Genomic DNA, 12,238 nt, shown 5'->3' with positions numbered 1-12,238 from the left:
GCAAGAACTGTAAATGATGCCAGCCCAGCCAAGACCGCGCCGATCGGTGCTTTACGTGCCAGCTTCCAACGCCAGGGCGCTGGTGAAACTGTCGTCGCTGGCCTGCGATACAGCCATCATTGATCTTGAGGATGCGGTGATGCCGCAGGACAAAGGTGCAGCCCGTCAGGCGCTGAGCGGCATTTCAGCACATCGCCAGCAAAGTAGGATGGAACTGGTTGTGCGCATCAACCCGCTGTCGGGCGTATGGGGTGCGGACGACCTCAAGGCAGCGCTAGCCCTTGCACCGGACGGTATTCTCCTGCCCAAGGTGGAGACGCCGCGCGACCTGCTGGAAGCGGGCGATATCATGGATGATGCCGACGCGCCGGACACCATGGCGCTGTGGGCGATGGTGGAAACACCGCGCGCGCTGCTCAACCTTGGCGCCATCGCCGAACTCGGCCGTGATCGTGCTTCGAGGCTGTCATGCCTGGTGGCCGGAACCAATGATCTGGTCAAGGAGACAGGAGTCAAGGCAACACCAGACCGGCGTTATCTGGCACCGTGGCTGATGCAGTTGGTGCTTGCGGCAAAGGCCGGCAACCTGGATGTGCTTGATGGCGTATTCAATGACTTTCGTGATCGCGATGCCTTTGCGCAGGAGTGCATGGAAGGTGCCGCGATGGGTTTTTCGGGTAAGACTCTCATCCACCCAGACCAGATCGCGCAGGCCAACTTCGCTTTTGCTGCCTCGCCTGAGGCGCTGGCTGAAGCGCGCGCAATTGTCGATGGTTTTGCCCTCCCCGAAAATGCCGGGCGCGCCGTCATCGTCATCGGTGGCCGCATGGTGGAGCGGCTACATCTCGCGCAGGCAGAAAATCTGCTTGCGAAAACAGCGCGTATCGGAAATTGATCCGGGTTCACGTCCGCATTCACACGAAGGCATTTGCATGAAACTCTACCGTCTTCTCACCGCGCCCGATGACGCCACCTTCTGTCACAAGGTGACAGCGGCACTGAACAAGGGCTGGGAGCTCTCAGGCTCGCCCACCTATGCCTATGACGCAGAGGCAAAAATCATGCGCTGCGGTCAGGCCGTGGTGAAAAACGTTGATGGCATAGACTACGACCCGGACAACACCAAACTTTCGGAGCACTGAGAACTGGGTCAGGGCTGGCCGGCTGCTTCGTCGACAGCTTCTTCCATGCGCTCCATGTCGTCGTCGCTGAAGCCGAAGTGGTGGCCTATCTCATGGATCAGCACGTGGGTAATGATGGCGCCCAGGGTCTCTTCGTTCTCAGACCAGTAATCCAGGATGGCGCGGCGATAGAGCGTAACGCGGTTGGGGCCTTCGCCGGTCTGCGGGTTCCAGCGCTCGGCAATGCCGCGTCCTTCGAACAGGCCCAGCAGATCAAACGGCGTTTCCATCGAGAGATCGTCCATGATCTCGTCGGTGGGAAACTCCGCCATCTGAATGATAATTTCGCCAGTCAGCTTGCGAAAGTCATCGGGCAAATGTGCGTATGCCTCGAGTGCGAGAAGCTCGAACTCATCGATCGACGGCGAAAGCTGGTCATGCCAGGCGCGGGTTTGATAAATACGTGCCATATCGTCCTCTAAACTCGGCATATAGCTCTTTGCGCGTCCGGTTTCGAGAAGTTTGCTCGCGCGTGGCTAATATGGCGAAAAAGCCGCACGCCATGTGCCGGGCGGGAATGTCTACCGATCCCATCTCAGACAGGGCGTTCACGAAAATTTCGGTGCCAGTTTGGCGATCTGGCTGGCGAAAGCCTGCAAATCGCGGGAAATCCGGCGATGCAGCGCAACTGCCACTTCCGGATATTCATCCAGGATGCGGCGAAAAAGCTTGCGGTTAAGCCGCACCAATTCGGTTTCAGTCGCGGCAAAGGCGCCGGTCAGCCGTTCGGTATCGGAAATCAGCGCCATTTCTCCCAGCAGAGATCCTGGCCCCACGGTGGTGATGACGGCGCGTTCGCCGTCGCGCTCGCGAAAGAGGCTGATGCGTCCCTGCGCTACCACATAGGCGCCATCGGCCTTCACGCCTTCCTGATAGAGATCGCGCCCGGCGGCCAGGCGCAGGTTTTCGGCACCGAATGCCAGAAGGCGCAACTGCTCCTCCGTGAATCCTTCAAAAAGATCCACAGTTTGCAGCACGCGAATGTCGTCATCAAGCGCCATGGGTTCCGGCTCTGGCGCCTGTCGGCGTCGCGCAGTTCAGGCCCGACCTGCCGACCGAGAGATCTTCCATCGGAGCGGCGCGCTCACAGGCGCGGTTCATGGCTTGTGTCCCCGGTTCAAAATTACGCTGATCTCCCGAAAATGCAGTCCCCACCGCGGGTGTCATGGAACCAGCTTGTAGCCGCCGCTTTCTGTCACAAGAATTTCAGCATTGGAAGGATCGCGCTCGATCTTCTGGCGCAAGCGGTACACATGGGTTTCGAGCGTGTGCGTGGTCACGCCTGAATTATAGCCCCAGACCTCCTCCAGCAGCACGTCGCGGGTGATGACCTTCTGGTCGGCGCGATAGAGATATTTGATGATAGAGGCTTCTTTTTCGGTCAGCCGCACCTTGCCTCCACGTTGGTCAAGCATCAACTTCTGACTTGGCTTGAACGTATAGGGCCCGACGGAAAATGTAGCGTCTTCGCTATGTTCATGCTGGCGCAGTTGGGCGCGAATGCGGGCCAGCAGAACAGCGAAGCGAAATGGCTTGGTGACGTAGTCATTGGCGCCAGCTTCAAGTCCCAGAATAGTGTCCGAATCAGTATCATGTCCGGTCAGCATGATAATCGGCGCCTTGTAGCCCCCCTTGCGCAGGATCTTTACCGCCTCACGGCCATCCATGTCGGGAAGGCCAACGTCCATGATCAACAGATCGACCATACTGCCGCGCGCCGCAGCAATGCCTTTTGTCGCACTGGCCTCCTGAAGGATCTCGAATTCCTCATAAAGCGACAGCTGCTCCACCAGGGTAGCGCGCAAATCATCGTCATCGTCGACAAGCAGGATCGTGCGTGATGTCATGTTCAATCCATTGTTTCGAAATCAGAATTCAGTTGACCGACTCCGGTTTATGCGGAACGTGAACGGCGTGACAGCCAGCCACGGTGATTTGCCTTCGTGACACGATCATACCTTAAAAAACGCGGACGTAACGCGGCACCGGCAAAAATCGGTGTGAAGACGATTGTAGTGCGGGCCCGGCCCGGTAACAGGTCTCAGGGGTTGTTAAATGTGGCTGGGACAATTTTCCCCTGTGCGCTGGGGCCTGGTGGCATCACGGCGCGCAAACGTGAGGGTGACGGCGGCACGCCGCTCGGGCGGCTTCGAATTGTGTCTGGCTATTTCAGAAATGACCATTTCGTCACGGCACGGCAGACACGGGTGCCGATGCAACCCATCGCGGCCACGCTGGGCTGGTGCGAGGTGCCGGACGATCGCAACTACAATCGCCCGGTCCGCATACCCTATTGCGCCAGCCATGAAACGATGCATCGCCTGGACAATCTTTACGATGCCTGCCTGGTGCTCGACTGGAATTTGAAGCCGAGGCTGCGTGGCCGTGGCAGTGCCATTTTCTTTCATCTCGCGCGCCCGGGTTTTACGCCGACGCAGGGCTGTGTTGCGGTGGCCGCCGCCACCATGCGCCGCCTGTTGCCGCGGCTATCGACCAGCACTGTGGTGAAGGTGGTGCGCTGAACGCCTATCTTTTGGCTTAAAACCGCGAGCGAAATTCATCCGTGCGCATGCGGCTCATTTCGCGGTCAACCAGTGCGGTGATATCGCGCCGGTCGATACCGATATCGTGCAGTTCGCGGTCGCTGAGACGGCGCATGTTCTTCAATGCGGCCTGCCTGTACCGCTGCCGATGAATGAATGTGGTGATCCACACGGCAAGTGATAGCGCCGGTGCCGGGCTCGTGCTGGCCGTTTTCTCGCAGTGGGTCATGATGCAAACCTTTCAAGCCAAGTTTGAAAAAGAGTAACCGAACTGAATATAGCGGTTTGAAACTGCGGCGAAAAACGAGTAGTTTTCACACGATTGGATACAATTTTTTGAAGATTGAACAATGTCCTTCCATATTCCAGGCACCCGCGCGCTCAGGGCTTTTGAGGCAGCAGGCCGAAATCTCAGCTTCACCCGCGCGGCCAATGAATTGAGGGTCACGCCGGCAGCGATCAGCCATCAGATCAAGGAATTCGAAGATCAACTCGGAGTGGCGCTGTTTGCGCGCACCAGCCGCACCATGCAGATGACGCCTGCAGGAGAAATTATATTCGCAGCCACTACCGAGGCTCTGTCGGTGCTGACGCGGGCCGCATCGCGGGCGCGGCGAACCCGGGGCGGCATGCGGCTGCGCATCACCGCATCGGCGTCCATAGCGGCTAAGTGGCTGGTGCCCCGCATCGATGAATTTATGGAGCGATGGCCTGAGATCGACGTGCGCATGGATATTTCCACCAACGTACGCGAGTTTGATCGTGACGATGTCGATGTGGCGATCCGCTGGGGCGATGGGAATTACGATGGCATGCGCTCGGATCGGTTGTTCGACAACACTATTTTCCCGGTTTGCAGCCCCACACTTTTGGCCCGCCGACCTCTGAATGAGCCGGCGGATCTTCTTCACCACATGCTGATCCACGTGGCGTGGAGCGGCCAGGGCGTCACTTGGCCTGACTGGCGCATGTGGCTTCTGGCAGCGGGCATCCGTGATTTTGACGATGGGCCGGGCCTACATTTCACCGATTCCGGCCCTGCGATCCAGGCCGCAATCGACGGGCAGGGCGTGGTGCTCGGCGATTCATCGCTCGTGGCCGACGATCTGGCGGCAGGTCATCTGGTGCAGCCGTTCGAACTGTCAATCAAAGGGCCAGCGCAATTTGCCTATCGTGTAGTTTCGCCGGTGGAGACGGCGGGGGACCCGCTGGTTTCGGCATTTCGTGAATGGGTGCTGGAAGAAGCCGCCAAGACGCTGACTGTAGCAACGCCTCCGTCGAGTTCGTTCAGACGCCCATCGCGCCGATAATGGCGCCCATCAGTAGCATGACGCCGAGCCAGTGGCCGGCGTCAATGACTGTTAGCCCCCATCCGAAACCCTGATAGCGCTGGTTGACGGCAAGCGTGGTGGCGATGAAGCCGGCCCACAGGATCAAGCCCGAGATCACGCCATTGGTCAGCGTTACCTGGCCACCGCCCAGATGCCCGATTGCGCCGGCAAGGACAATTGCCATCACCACTTCGGCGATGAAGCTGACGATGAAGGGCTCCGGGCTTCTTCTGGATGTCGTGAGGTCAATTCTGGCGGCTTTTATCCATGGCTTGCTGAACAAGATGCCATACCACAGCGCGCCGAAGAACCATGCCGCAACGGCCGCAAGCAGAACCGCCAGATAGTTGGTTCCTGCATAATCCATCGCTGTCACCCCTGATGCCGTTGCTGATATGTATCGCGCGGCGATGGATCACGGTCAAGAAAATCGCCAGACGGTGGTGCGCTTCACCTCTGCATCTTCGAGAGCCCGGGTTACCGGCACCTGGTAGACCGCCAGTTCCTCGAGGCGCTCGCGTGGCAGGTAGGATCGGCCGGGGTCGCCAATGAGGATCTCGGCACCGCGGGCGGCGAGGCTCGCGAACCAGGGGATAAGACAGGCGGCAAACGCTTTATCATAAAAAACATCGCCGGCGAGAATCACCTCCCAGCCGTCGTCGGTGCCGATCAGGTCTTCGACAGCTGAATGGACCACTGTTCCGTTGGCGGCGGCGTTGAGCGCTATTGCGGTAGCGCAATAAGGGTCGACATCGGTCGACAGGGTGAAGCGCGCGCCAGCCTTTGCAGCGGCGATGCCAACCAGGCCGGAGCCGGCCGCAAAGTCGAGGACCGTCCTGCCTGCCACGCTGGCCGGATTGTCGAGTACATAGCGCGCCAGACCCTGGCCGCCTGCCCATGCAAAAGCCCAGAACGGCGGCGGCAGGCCGATTTCCTGCAATTCCTCCTCGGTGCGGTGCCAGAGGTCATGCGCCTCATCAGCCAGATGGAGGACGATCTCAGGCACATGCGGCGGTGCGATCAGCGCGGTGTTGTCGCGAATGAAGCGTTCCGCCCGCGCCGGGGAAAGGCGCATGTTGGTCAGGGTGCCGGATCGAGGCCGCCCATGCGGCAGACCTCAGCCCATTCGGCTGGTGTTACAGGCTGAACCGACAGCCGGCCAAGGCGCACCAGCGCCATCTCGGCCAGTTTCGGGTTTGCCTTGATTTCAGCAAGGGTCGGCGGATTTGGGACGTCGCGGACAGCGCGGATATCCACGCACTCCCAGCGCGGGTCGTCCGTGGTGGAATCAGGATGCGCGAGCCCGCAGACCTCGGCAATGCCGACGACGTTGAGCCCCTCGTTGGAGTGATAGAAAAAGCCGAGGTCGCCGATCTGCATGTCGCGCATGTTGTTGCGGGCGGCGTAGTTGCGCACGCCGTCCCACTCCTGGCCCTTTTTGCCCGAAACCTTGAGTTTTTCGAACGAAAAGACCGATGGTTCGGATTTGAAAAGCCAGTAATTCATCGTGCTTGGTCCCAAAAATCGTTCGTTCAGGTCTAACTGTTCGAAGGATTGTTGAACACCCAGTTCCACGGCCGGATGGTAACCTCTTCAAAAAGCCCGGCCTTGGCGTAGGGGTCAGCTTCGGCAATCGAGCGCGCGGCAGCGGCGTCGGCAACGTCGATGACCACCAGGCTGCCGTTCGGCTTGCCTTCGGGGTCAAGGAACGGGCCGGCGAATTTCAGCGTGCCTTCGCTGTTCAGTTTTTCCAGGAATGCGACGTGATCGGGGCGGGAATCAAGGCGTGTCTGCAGATGGCCGGGCTTGTCAGTGCAAAGAAGAGCGAAAAGCATGGATGCGGTCCTTCGGTTGCGATTGGTCTAGGCGTCTTCACTTTTGAGCGGCCGCGCCATGAGCTGCGCGACGGCGTCGCGAATGGTTATCGTGCCGGCGAGAATGGCCGCTACAGCCTCGATGATCGGAGCGGCGACAGCATTCTCATGGGCAATCCTTGCGGCAACGCCGGCCGTTGCCACGCCTTCGGCAAGCGGGCGCGCGGCAAGGTCGTCGCCGCGGCCTAGCGCCAGCCCGTAGGAGAAGTTGCGCGACTGCTCGGAGCCGCAGGTCAGCATCAGGTCGCCTAGGCCCGAAAGCCCCATCAGCGTTTCGGGGCGCGCGCCCAACGCTGCTCCTATGCGGCGCAGTTCCACGAACCCGCGGGTGACAATCGCAGCCTGTGCGCTCGCTCCCAAGCCGGCGCCGATGGTGGCGCCCGCAGCAATTGCCAGCACGTTCTTTAAGGCGCCGCCGATCTCCACGCCAGTCAGGTCATCGGAGGAATAACAGCGGAACTGCGGCGCGTTCAGCCTTGCGGCAAGGTCTGCTGCCAGGTCGCCGTCACGGGCGGCGACAACCACCGCCGTCGGCAGGCCACGCGCGACATCGGTAGCAAAACTCGGGCCCGACAGCGCGGCAATCGGATTATCAGGCAGTGCCTGTGCGGCAATCACCGAAAGCAGATTGCCGGTCTCACGCTCAATGCCTTTGGCACACAGCACCAGAGGCACGCCCGGCCGAATTTTTCCGGCAAGTTCGGTGAGGATCGCGCGCAGCGTCTGCGCCGGCGTGACCACGAGCACCGCATCGGCACCGGCCAGCGCGGCGGCCGAATCGGTGGTGGCATTAATGCCGGCTTCAAGCGCGATGCCGGGCAGATAGCGTGGGTTTTCCTGACGCTCGCAAATTGCCGCAACCATTTCCGGGTCACGCGCCCAGAGAGCGACCTCGCAACCGGCGCGGCGCGCGGTGACAGCCAGTGCCGACCCCCAGGCGCCGCCGCCCAGTACTGCGATCCGAAAGGCGCTGCTCATGCCTTGGGTCCCCGGCGTCCACTGCCTATCAGCGGGTCGGCCACGCTATCAAGGGGCCAGCGCGAGCGCGGCACAAAGTGCATCGCGTCGTTCTCCACCAACCCGGCCCGCAGCCGCTCAATACCGGCCCAGGCGATCATCGCGGCATTGTCGGTGCAAAGGTTCATTGGCGGGGCGATGAATGCAAAGCCGAAGGTCTTGCACAAAGCCATCAGCGTGGCGCGCACCGTTGCATTGGCCGCGACACCGCCGGCCACGATCAAGGTCGGGACTGCAATCGCGGGGAATTCATTTCGAAACCGGTCCAGGCTGCGTGACACGCGGTCTTCCAGCGTTTCGGCGATCGCTGTCTGGAACGAGGCGGAAATATCGGAGATATCCTGGTCGCTGAGCGGGGCAATGGCAGTTGCGGCCTGGCGCACCGCTGTCTTGAGGCCTGAGAACGAAAAATCCGGGCGCGCCTCACCCTTCAGGGGGCGCGGAAAGGCAAAGCGTTTCGGATCGCCGGTTTTTGCGGCGCGCTCGACATTGGGACCGCCCGGATAGGGCAGTCCGATCAGTTTTGCGGTCTTGTCAAAGGCCTCGCCCAGCGCATCGTCTATGGTGGTGGCCCAGCGCTCATAGTGGCCAACGCCGCGCACCAGTACAATCTGCGTGTGACCGCCCGAAACCAGAAGCAGCAGATAGGGGAAAGACGCTTCGTCGGTCAGCCGCGCGGTGAGCGCATGGCCTTCGAGATGGTTGACCGTGATCAACGGCTTGCCGGTTACTGAAGCGAGCGCCTTGGCTGTCATCAGGCCGACGATCAACCCTCCGATAAGCCCCGGCCCAGCAGTCACCGCAACCGCGTCGATTGCGCCAAGGTCTAAGGCTGCCTCGTGCAGGGCTGCCTCGACAATTCCGTCTAGCGCCTCGACATGGGCGCGCGCTGCTATTTCCGGGACGACGCCGCCAAAAGCCTTATGGGCCTCTATCTGGCTGAACACGATGTTGGACAGGATCCTGGGCCGGCCATCGACCAGTGCCACGACGGAAGCCGCCGTTTCATCGCAGCTTGTCTCGATGCCCAGCACCCTGACTGCGTCCTGTTCACTCATTGCCCGACTGTCGTTTCCTCGTTAGGGATTGCCATGGAAAGGCCCCGCGCGGCGGGGTTATCACGGACCGCTCGCTATGGAAACAACCAGAATCGGCACGAGAGGCAGCGCGCTTGCGCTGGCACAGGCGCATGAAACGCGCGCCCGGCTGATGGCTGCCCATGGCCTGGGTGAAGCCGCCTTCGAGGTGGTGCCGATTTCGACCAGTGGCGACCGCATTCAGGACAGGCCGCTGTCGGAAGCCGGCGGCAAGGGCCTGTTTACCAAGGAGATCGAGGAAGCGCTTTTGGACGGGCGCATCGACATGGCGGTTCATTCGTCCAAGGATATGCCCACACAGTTGCCGGAGGGGCTGGAGCTAGCCTGCTTCTTGCCGCGGGAAGATCCGCGCGATGCTTTTATCGGGCGCTCGGTGGCGCGCATCGCCGACCTGCCGCACGGCGTGATGGTTGGATCGTCGTCGCTGCGGCGGCAGGCGCTGATCCGCCGGATGCGGCCCGATCTGCAGGTGGTAATGTTTCGCGGCAATGTGCAGACCAGGCTGCGCAAACTGGCGGAAGGGCAGGTTGAGGGCACGTTGCTTGCTCATGCTGGCCTGCGACGCCTGGGTCTTGAGCATGTGATCACCGACCTGCTTGCGCTGGAGGACTTTCCGCCGGCGCCCGGACAGGGCGCAATCTGCATAGAGGTTTGCAGCGGCAACCAGCGCGTGGCTGACCTGCTGGCGCCGATCCATGATGCCGCAACCGGTGCCGCGCTGGCGTGCGAGCGGGCTTTTCTTGCCGCGCTTGACGGATCGTGCCGGACGCCGATTGCCGGTTACGCCAGAACGGATGGAAACCACCTTGAGTTCTCGGGGCTGATCATCACGCCTGATGGGACTGTCTGGCACGAGATTACCGCATCTGGCGCTGTCGGTGACGCAGCCGGGATCGGCCGTGCCGCGGGAACAGAAATTCGCGCCAAGGCTGCTCCGGGCTTCTTCGACGGGTGGTCTTGATGGTGCGCCGGGTGCTGGTGACGCGGCCGCAACCCGGCGCCGACCGAACCGCCAGCCGGCTTGCGCAATCCGGGTTTGATGCCATCGTGCTGCCGCTGTCTGAGACAGTGCCGCTTGTAGCTGAAACTATCGATGCGGCAGATTTCGACGCTATTGCAGTCACCAGTGCCAACGCGATCCGCCACGCCACTCCTGCTGCTTTGTCCGCTTTGCGCAACAAACCGGTCTTTGCCGTAGGTCTGCGCACCGCTGCGACATGTCGGGAGGCGGGATTAACATTGGTGTTCGAGGCCGACGGGGATGCGATGGCGTTGGCGCGCGTGCTCTGCGCCCAAACGCCTCCTGCATCGCGTGTCCTCTATCTCTGCGGCAAAGTGCGCCGCCCGCACTTCGAGGCGGTGCTTGCAATGCATGGAATTGTCACCACCGCGCTGGAACTTTACGACACGCTGATGCTTTGTCCTTCAGAGGATGAGGTCCACCGGACGCTGGGGCATGACGCTGTGACGGATGTGCTGGTATTTTCGCAAAAGGCAGCATTCGCCATACTGTCGCTGGCGCGCCTGCCGGCGCTGGCTCCCCTCTTGGCGCCAGCGCGCTATATCTGCATATCCGAGCGTGTGGCGGACGCGTTTTCGGGCATCGACGTGCGTCGACGGGTGGTTGCGGCTACCCCTGACGAACAGGCGATGATTGCACTGCTCGATGAAGAAAGATGATTCGCCATCTCTCGACCTTTTTTCCCAACGAATAGGTATGGTAGGGATCAGGGTAAGGCATTCCGCCAACACGATCAGGCGGCCGCAGCAGAACTTTTTGGGAGCAACGACATGGTGAAGCCGCCAAAGATACGGCATTCAAAGACCCGCCAGGATCCGCTTACCATCGAACTTGGCCCCGATGCCGTATCGCGGGTGGAAGGCGATGTTAACGTGCAGGCGGAACCCATCGCCGATCTGGCTCCAAAATCCGAAGACATCATGGAAGAGGCAGATCAGATCGACACGAAATCAGGCGGCGAAGAAGAATCCCACAGCTCTGGGGACAAGCCCTTCGAAGCAGCGCCGTCCGACAGTTTTTCGGAGCCCCCCGCAGATGCGCCTCCGGCGCAAAAAAGCGGTGGTTTCTCCGGTGTCGGCGCGGGGCTCATCGGCGGCTTGATCGCGTTGGCGGGTGCCGGTGGTCTTGCGTATTCGGGGCTGATTGGACTTCCGGCTGGCCCGGCAAATAACGCGGGGGCAGAAATCTCGGCACTGCAGGCCGAAGTTGCGACGCTTCGCGACCAGATGGCGCCCGGCCGCGATGGCGGGGAGAGTGCCCAGTCCGAAAACATCACGCGGGCGCTTGGCGAATCGACCAATCGGGTTGAGCAACTTGCTGCTTCGCTGGAGCAGGCGAAGGCTGATCTGAAACAATTGAAATCGGCGGTCGAAAGCGGCAGTGCCGGCGAAAACGTCGGGCTGCAGTCGCTGAGCGACAAGGTGGCGGGGATCGAGACATCGGTTGCAGCGCTCAGCCAGTCGTCGTCGGGCACAGCTGCTGCTGATCTTGCGGCGCTGGATGGCAGGGTTGCCGCGTTCGAGACGGCGCTTGCTGCCGTTGTCACCACGTATTCCTCTGCCGACAGCCGGATGGCCGGAATTGAAAAAGATGTGGGGACGCTGAAACAGGGCGTCGACAGCATTGCAGGCAAGGTCGAGGCACAGGCCGGGCAGCCCAAAGCGGCTGTTGTGATCGCTGCTGCCGGATTGAAAGCCGCAATCGAAACGGGTGGACCCTTCGAGTCGGAGATTGAGGCGTTTGCTGCGGTTGCGCCCAATACGCGGGAATTGCCGGAGCTGCGCAAACTTTCAGTCGAGGGAGTACCAGGCGAGGATGCCATATTGGCCGCAGCGCCTGGTGCCGGCGATGCCATGATCGAGGCGGCGCACACGATGCCGGCTGATGCGGGCGTCGTCGACAGGTTGCTCGATAGCGCGGCAGACCTGATCAAGGTGCGACCGGTGGGGCCCATCGATGGGAGCGGAGTTGCCGAAACCGTAGCGCGGCTTCAGTCTGCCTTGCAGGCTGGCGACCTTGCCAGAGCCGTTGCAGAATATGAAACGCTGCCGGATACGGCGAAGGCTGCCGGCCAAGATTTCATGGATTCGGTTCGTGCCCGTCTTGCAGCCCAGAACCTGGTCGACCAGGCCACCACAAGCGCCCTGAAGGCATGAGCTGAAATGAGGATTGAA

The 12,238-nt window shown here is 61.1% G+C and carries 17 protein-coding genes; 7 read left to right on the top strand and 10 right to left on the bottom strand.

The features are described 5' to 3' along the window. The first annotated feature begins 13 nt into the window (after positions 1–13). Positions 14–895: an HpcH/HpaI aldolase/citrate lyase family protein gene (locus GA830_RS03955; protein WP_258045553.1), complete on the top strand. Its 882-nt coding sequence runs from the start codon at positions 14–16 to the stop codon at positions 893–895. 37 nt (positions 896–932) lie between these two features. Further along, positions 933–1,142 carry a DUF1737 domain-containing protein gene (locus GA830_RS03950; RefSeq protein WP_195163807.1) on the top strand — a complete coding sequence of 70 codons (210 nt, stop codon included), beginning with the start codon at positions 933–935 and terminating at the stop codon, positions 1,140–1,142. Positions 1,143–1,150: 8 nt separating this feature from the next. Here the strand turns inward: GA830_RS03950 and GA830_RS03945 are convergent, their stop codons facing one another. From GA830_RS03945 to GA830_RS03935, 3 genes are all read right to left on the bottom strand, one after another. Continuing rightward, the gene (locus GA830_RS03945) at positions 1,151–1,591 is read right to left on the bottom strand and encodes a metallopeptidase family protein (protein WP_195163806.1); all 441 of its coding nucleotides are present in this window, start codon (positions 1,589–1,591) and stop codon (positions 1,151–1,153) included. Between the two features lie 138 nt (positions 1,592–1,729). Further along, a complete protein-coding gene (locus GA830_RS03940) occupies positions 1,730–2,182 on the bottom strand; it encodes a Crp/Fnr family transcriptional regulator (RefSeq protein WP_195163805.1) in 453 nt (150 codons plus the stop codon). A gap of 162 nt (positions 2,183–2,344) precedes the next feature. Beyond that, the gene (locus GA830_RS03935; RefSeq protein ID WP_195163804.1) at positions 2,345–3,028 is read right to left on the bottom strand and encodes a response regulator transcription factor; all 684 of its coding nucleotides are present in this window, start codon (positions 3,026–3,028) and stop codon (positions 2,345–2,347) included. A gap of 147 nt (positions 3,029–3,175) precedes the next feature. Between GA830_RS03935 and GA830_RS03930 the strand changes: the two genes are divergently transcribed. After that, positions 3,176–3,703: a L,D-transpeptidase family protein gene (locus GA830_RS03930; protein ID WP_258045635.1), complete on the top strand. Its 528-nt coding sequence runs from the start codon at positions 3,176–3,178 to the stop codon at positions 3,701–3,703. A gap of 16 nt (positions 3,704–3,719) precedes the next feature. Here GA830_RS03930 and GA830_RS03925 read toward each other — a convergent pair whose 3' ends face one another. Continuing rightward, the gene (locus GA830_RS03925; RefSeq protein ID WP_258045552.1) at positions 3,720–3,953 is read right to left on the bottom strand and encodes a DUF1127 domain-containing protein; all 234 of its coding nucleotides are present in this window, start codon (positions 3,951–3,953) and stop codon (positions 3,720–3,722) included. Between the two features lie 121 nt (positions 3,954–4,074). On the opposite strand from GA830_RS03925, the gene gcvA reads away from it, so the two are divergent. Next, complete coding sequence (gcvA, locus tag GA830_RS03920; protein ID WP_195163803.1) at positions 4,075–5,034, top strand: transcriptional regulator GcvA; 960 nt, start codon at positions 4,075–4,077, stop codon at positions 5,032–5,034. Here gcvA and GA830_RS03915 read toward each other — a convergent pair. From GA830_RS03915 to tsaD, 6 genes are read right to left on the bottom strand one after another with little or no spacing between them, the layout of a single operon-like run. Continuing rightward, the gene (locus GA830_RS03915; protein ID WP_195163802.1) at positions 5,012–5,422 is read right to left on the bottom strand and encodes a DUF1761 domain-containing protein; all 411 of its coding nucleotides are present in this window, start codon (positions 5,420–5,422) and stop codon (positions 5,012–5,014) included. The genes gcvA and GA830_RS03915 overlap by 23 nt on opposite strands. A gap of 54 nt (positions 5,423–5,476) precedes the next feature. Further along, entirely contained in the window at positions 5,477–6,130 is a 654-nt protein-coding gene (locus GA830_RS03910; RefSeq protein ID WP_195163801.1) for a class I SAM-dependent methyltransferase, read from the bottom strand. A gap of 5 nt (positions 6,131–6,135) precedes the next feature. Next, on the bottom strand, positions 6,136–6,561 hold the full coding sequence (locus GA830_RS03905) for an EVE domain-containing protein (protein WP_195163800.1): 426 nt from the start codon (positions 6,559–6,561) through the stop codon (positions 6,136–6,138). Between the two features lie 32 nt (positions 6,562–6,593). Then, positions 6,594–6,890: a YciI-like protein gene (locus GA830_RS03900; RefSeq protein WP_195163799.1), complete on the bottom strand. Its 297-nt coding sequence runs from the start codon at positions 6,888–6,890 to the stop codon at positions 6,594–6,596. 27 nt (positions 6,891–6,917) lie between these two features. Further along, entirely contained in the window at positions 6,918–7,907 is a 990-nt protein-coding gene (locus tag GA830_RS03895; RefSeq protein ID WP_195163798.1) for an NAD(P)H-dependent glycerol-3-phosphate dehydrogenase, read from the bottom strand. Further along, the gene (tsaD, locus tag GA830_RS03890; RefSeq protein WP_195163797.1) at positions 7,904–9,004 is read right to left on the bottom strand and encodes a tRNA (adenosine(37)-N6)-threonylcarbamoyltransferase complex transferase subunit TsaD; all 1,101 of its coding nucleotides are present in this window, start codon (positions 9,002–9,004) and stop codon (positions 7,904–7,906) included. The genes GA830_RS03895 and tsaD overlap by 4 nt, the downstream gene beginning before the upstream one ends. 76 nt (positions 9,005–9,080) lie before the next feature. Here tsaD and hemC point away from each other — a divergent pair, with 76 nt between their 5' ends. From hemC to GA830_RS03875, 3 genes are all read left to right on the top strand, one after another. Then, positions 9,081–10,004 (top strand): hydroxymethylbilane synthase, encoded by a 924-nt coding sequence (gene hemC / locus GA830_RS03885; RefSeq protein WP_195163796.1) that lies wholly within the window; start codon positions 9,081–9,083, stop codon positions 10,002–10,004. Further along, on the top strand, positions 10,004–10,723 hold the full coding sequence (locus GA830_RS03880; RefSeq protein ID WP_195163795.1) for a uroporphyrinogen-III synthase: 720 nt from the start codon (positions 10,004–10,006) through the stop codon (positions 10,721–10,723). Before hemC ends, GA830_RS03880 begins: the two co-directional genes overlap by 1 nt. Before the next feature lie 111 nt (positions 10,724–10,834). After that, positions 10,835–12,220 carry a COG4223 family protein gene (locus tag GA830_RS03875; protein ID WP_195163794.1) on the top strand — a complete coding sequence of 462 codons (1,386 nt, stop codon included), beginning with the start codon at positions 10,835–10,837 and terminating at the stop codon, positions 12,218–12,220. Positions 12,221–12,238 lie beyond the last annotated feature (18 nt).

The sequence above is a fragment of the Mesorhizobium sp. NBSH29 genome (assembly GCF_015500055.1).
Classification (GTDB): Bacteria; Pseudomonadota; Alphaproteobacteria; order Rhizobiales; family Rhizobiaceae; genus Neomesorhizobium.
This window is presented reverse-complemented; position numbering and strand designations above follow the sequence as displayed.

Bases quoted from the DNA above. Each gene is read 5' to 3' on its own strand.
- GA830_RS03955 (WP_258045553.1), top strand. From the start codon at position 14: ATGATGCCAGCCCAGCCAAGACCGCGCCGATCGGTGCTTTACGTGCCA.
- GA830_RS03950 (WP_195163807.1), top strand. From the start codon at position 933: ATGAAACTCTACCGTCTTCTCACCGCGCCCGATGACGCCACCTTCTGT.
- GA830_RS03945 (WP_195163806.1), bottom strand. From the start codon at position 1,591: ATGGCACGTATTTATCAAACCCGCGCCTGGCATGACCAGCTTTCGCCG.
- GA830_RS03940 (WP_195163805.1), bottom strand. From the start codon at position 2,182: ATGGCGCTTGATGACGACATTCGCGTGCTGCAAACTGTGGATCTTTTT.
- GA830_RS03935 (WP_195163804.1), bottom strand. From the start codon at position 3,028: ATGACATCACGCACGATCCTGCTTGTCGACGATGACGATGATTTGCGC.
- GA830_RS03925 (WP_258045552.1), bottom strand. From the start codon at position 3,953: ATGACCCACTGCGAGAAAACGGCCAGCACGAGCCCGGCACCGGCGCTA.
- gcvA (WP_195163803.1), top strand. From the start codon at position 4,075: ATGTCCTTCCATATTCCAGGCACCCGCGCGCTCAGGGCTTTTGAGGCA.
- GA830_RS03915 (WP_195163802.1), bottom strand. From the start codon at position 5,422: ATGGATTATGCAGGAACCAACTATCTGGCGGTTCTGCTTGCGGCCGTT.
- GA830_RS03910 (WP_195163801.1), bottom strand. From the start codon at position 6,130: ATGCGCCTTTCCCCGGCGCGGGCGGAACGCTTCATTCGCGACAACACC.
- GA830_RS03905 (WP_195163800.1), bottom strand. From the start codon at position 6,561: ATGAATTACTGGCTTTTCAAATCCGAACCATCGGTCTTTTCGTTCGAA.
- GA830_RS03900 (WP_195163799.1), bottom strand. From the start codon at position 6,890: ATGCTTTTCGCTCTTCTTTGCACTGACAAGCCCGGCCATCTGCAGACA.
- GA830_RS03895 (WP_195163798.1), bottom strand. From the start codon at position 7,907: ATGAGCAGCGCCTTTCGGATCGCAGTACTGGGCGGCGGCGCCTGGGGG.
- tsaD (WP_195163797.1), bottom strand. From the start codon at position 9,004: ATGAGTGAACAGGACGCAGTCAGGGTGCTGGGCATCGAGACAAGCTGC.
- hemC (WP_195163796.1), top strand. From the start codon at position 9,081: ATGGAAACAACCAGAATCGGCACGAGAGGCAGCGCGCTTGCGCTGGCA.
- GA830_RS03880 (WP_195163795.1), top strand. From the start codon at position 10,004: ATGGTGCGCCGGGTGCTGGTGACGCGGCCGCAACCCGGCGCCGACCGA.
- GA830_RS03875 (WP_195163794.1), top strand. From the start codon at position 10,835: ATGGTGAAGCCGCCAAAGATACGGCATTCAAAGACCCGCCAGGATCCG.